Annotated in this window: 3 protein-coding genes; 2 read left to right on the forward strand and 1 reads right to left on the reverse strand. The window is 71.2% G+C overall.

Annotation, left to right across the window (positions count from 1 at the left end):
• Nucleotides 1-1,464 (reverse strand): hypothetical protein (locus IJH84_RS22525; RefSeq protein ID WP_295148707.1); only part of this gene is annotated, 1,464 nt, incomplete at its 3' end.
• 153 nt (nucleotides 1,465-1,617) lie between these two features.
• Between IJH84_RS22525 and IJH84_RS22530 the strand changes: the two genes are divergently transcribed.
• Entirely contained in the window at nucleotides 1,618-2,796 is a 1,179-nt protein-coding gene (locus IJH84_RS22530; protein ID WP_295148712.1) for an LLM class flavin-dependent oxidoreductase, read from the forward strand.
• Nucleotides 2,797-2,827: 31 nt separating this feature from the next.
• A partial coding sequence (locus IJH84_RS22535) for an alcohol dehydrogenase catalytic domain-containing protein (RefSeq protein WP_295148714.1) occupies nucleotides 2,828-3,473 on the forward strand: 646 nt, incomplete at its 3' end.

Genomic DNA, 3,473 nt, shown 5'->3' on the forward strand with positions numbered 1-3,473 from the left:
CACCGAGCCGGGCAGGTGCTCGAGGCCGATGACGCTGCCGGTGGCCGACGCGGCGGCGGTGCGCACCGCGAGTTTCAGCTCGGCGATGTTGCCCGGCCAGGTGTGCTCGTGCAAGGCGGCCGTGGCCCGCTCCGACCAGCGGATACCGGCCGGTGTCACAGCGGCGACCAGCTGGTCGAGTTCGTCGCCGCGCAGTTGCAGCGGCGGCAGTTCCAGCACCGTGGCTTCGAGCGCGTCGAGCAGGCGGGTCAGGTGTGCGGTGTCGTCGGCGCGTTCGGCGGTGATGGTGCCGAGCACCGGCGCGGGCGGGCCGGTCAGCGCCGTGGTGAGCGCGTCGGCCTGTTCCGCCGAGAGCGCTTGCAGGTGGGTGAGCACCAGTGCACGTCCGGTGTCGGCCGCCCGGCGCACACCGGCGGGCAGTTCCCGGAAGGTGGCGGTTGCGCAGTCGAGCACGTCGTACGGGTGCCCGGCGGTGATCAGCCGGTCGGTGAGCACGTACTGCTTGCCGGTCCCGGCCGCGCCGCGCACGACCACGGCGCCGGGTTCACAGAGCAGCCGTCCTACCGCGGCGGCAACGCGCTGCTGCGCGGTCGCGGCGGCCGATGGCCGGTGCTTGTGCTGGTCGAGCACCAGCACCGCGCCGGAGATCCGCGGGCCTTCGGCGATCGTTTTGAGCTGGGCGGTGCGGGCGTCGAGTTCGGGGATGTGCAGCGGGCCGCCCTGCTCGGCCGCGTCCAGGACGCGCTGCCACAGCCGGTGGTGGTCGACGTCGATGCCGGCTGCGGCGTCGTTCTTGATGAGCACCTCCGGGCCGAGGGTGATCACCGGTGTGGTTGCCCGGGCGTGCTGCAGGAACGCGTCGAACAGTGCGCGCTCGCGGTTGCCCGCGGCGTGCAGGAGCGCTTGCTGCACTTCGCGGGCGAGTGCGAGCAGCGCCGGTTGCAGCCGTTCGTTGGCGTCGGCGGCGCGGCAGGTGATGTTGACCCCGCCGACGACGCGGCGGGTCAGCGGGTGCGTGACCGGTGCGGCGACGCAGGTGAAGCGGTGGAACGGTGCCTTGAAGTGCTCCCCGCCGCGCACGGTGGTGACCCGGCGGCTTTCCAGCGAGGTGCCCAGGCCGTTGGTGCCGGCGTGCTCCTCGCCGAAGCTGAAACCTTCGACGATGGCCATCTCGTCGAGTTCGCGCCGCAACGCGCGGTCGGAGACGCAGCGCCACAGCACTCGGCCACCCGAGTCGGTGATCACCAGTGAGGTGCCGGTGCCGACGAGCAGATCGGCCAGGCGGGTCAGCACCGGGATGGCCGACCGGGCGAAGCGGGTGTCCACGGCCGGCTGCTGCCACGGCAGATCCACGTGCTCGGGGTCGACGCCGGACAGTTGTGATCGTCGCCAGGAGGTGAGGATCTCCGGGCGGACCCCTGCCGACTCCTCCCCCTGCTGGAACTGTTCCCAAGCGGTGCGCATCGGGCGATGTCCTTCCGTGCGGCGCCGTTGCCGACCGGCCCGCGCACCGGCCACACCAGGTAGCCGTCAAATTTTTGAACACCGGGGCCGGGCGTGACGCAGCTTACGTTCGCAGGTGGCTCGGACACCACAGCCTGAATGAGGAGGCACGACATGGACCGGCTGCGCTTCGGCACTTTCCTGGCCCCGTTCCACCCGGCCGGGCAGAACCCGACGCTGGCGCTGCAGCGGGATCTGGAACTCATCGAGCACCTCGACCGGTGCGGCTACGACGAGGCGTGGATCGGTGAACACCATTCGGCGGGCACCGAGCTGATCGCCTCGCCGGAGATCTTCATCGCCGCGGCGGCCGAACGCACCCGGCGGATCAAGCTCGGCACCGGCGTCACGTCGATCTCGTACCACAACCCGCTGTGGGTGGCCGAGCGGATGGTGCTGCTGGACCACCTCACCCGGGGCCGCACGATGCTCGGCTGCGGGCCGGGATCGCTGCCGACCGACTCGATGATGCTCGGGCTGACCCCGACCGACACGCGCGAACTGCTCGAAGTCGACCTGGACATCATCATGCGGCTGCTGCGCGGCGAAACGGTCACCGAACGCACCCGCACCCACGAGCTGGTCGACGCGAAGCTGCACCTGCGGCCCTACACCGAACCGTGCTTCGACGTGGCCGTGGCCGGAGTCGCCTCCCCGACCGGGCCGCGCATGGCGGGCAGCCACGGCGTGGGGCTGCTCTCGATCGGGGCGACGCTGAGCAAGGACGGGTTCGACGCGCTGGCGCACCACTGGAACGTCGTCGAAGAACGCGCCGCGCACTACGGGCAGCAGGTCTCGCGGCAGGACTGGCGGCTGGTCGGGCTGATGCACATCGCCGAAACTCGCGAGCAGGCCTACAAAGACGTCGAGTACGGCATCGAGAGCTGGTTCCACTACTTCCAGAAGACCGCCGCGTTCCCGCAGATGGCCGCGGAAGGCGGCGACCTGCGGGAGATGATCGACTTCATCAACGAGGCCGGTGTCGGCGCCATCGGCACCGTCGAAGACGCCCGCGCGCAGGTGCAGCGGTTGTGGGACCAGTCCGGCGGTTTCGGCTGCATGCTGCTGCTCGGGCACGAGTGGGCCAACCCCGAGGCCACCAAACGTTCCTGGGAGCTGATCGCGCAGCACGTCATGCCGCACTTCCAAGGCGGAGCGCGCTCGCACGCGCAGCAGACGCTCGACGCGAAGGAACGCGCCCGCGACAAGCGCGAGGACTACGCGGCCGCGCAGATGCAGGCGGTGGCGACCATGACCGAACGCTACGAGCAGGAGAAGACCGGCCAGCAGTGACCGGGCCCGCCCGGCCGGGAAGGAGACCGCCATGCGTGCCGCCGTGTACCGCGGAAGCCACGACATCGCCGTGCTCGACGTGCCCGAACCGCCCTGCCCGCCGGGGTCGGTGAAGATCCAGGTCGCGCACAACGGCATCTGCGGCAGCGACCTGCACGAGTACTTCGCCGGGCCGATCTTCTGCCCGGTCGAGCCGCACCCGCTGACCGGGGCGCAGCTGCCGCTCACGCTCGGCCACGAGTTCGCGGGCCGCGTCGTCGAGGTCGGCGACGGCGTGCGGGCGGCGTCGGTGGGCGACCGGGTCGCGGTCGAAGCGCTCTACCGCTGCGACGAGTGCCCCGCCTGCCGGATGGGCAACTACAACACCTGCCGGCAGATCGGTTTCCACGGGCTGATGTCCGATGGCGGCATGGCCGAGCGCACCGTGGTGCCCGAGCGGATGGTGCACGTGCTGCCCGATTCGGTCAGCGACGAGCTGGGCGCGCTGGTCGAGCCGATGGCGGTGGCGTACCACGCGGCCAAGCTCGGTGACGTCCCGCCGGGTGGCTCCGCGGTCGTGTTCGGCGCGGGCCCGGTCGGCATCGGATTGTGGTTCGCGCTGCGCGGACTCGGCATCGACGACATCACCGTCGTGGAACCGGCACCGGCCCGGCGTGCGGCGCTGCGCGGACTCGGCG

Origin of the sequence: Saccharopolyspora sp. (genome assembly GCF_017434145.1) — a bacterium.
GTDB lineage: Bacteria > Actinomycetota > Actinomycetes > Mycobacteriales > Pseudonocardiaceae > Saccharopolyspora_C > Saccharopolyspora_C galaxeae.

Coding starts and splice junctions, on each gene's coding strand:
- IJH84_RS22530 (WP_295148712.1), top strand. CDS start 1,618: ATGGACCGGCTGCGCTTCGGCACTTTCCTGGCCCCGTTCCACCCGGCC.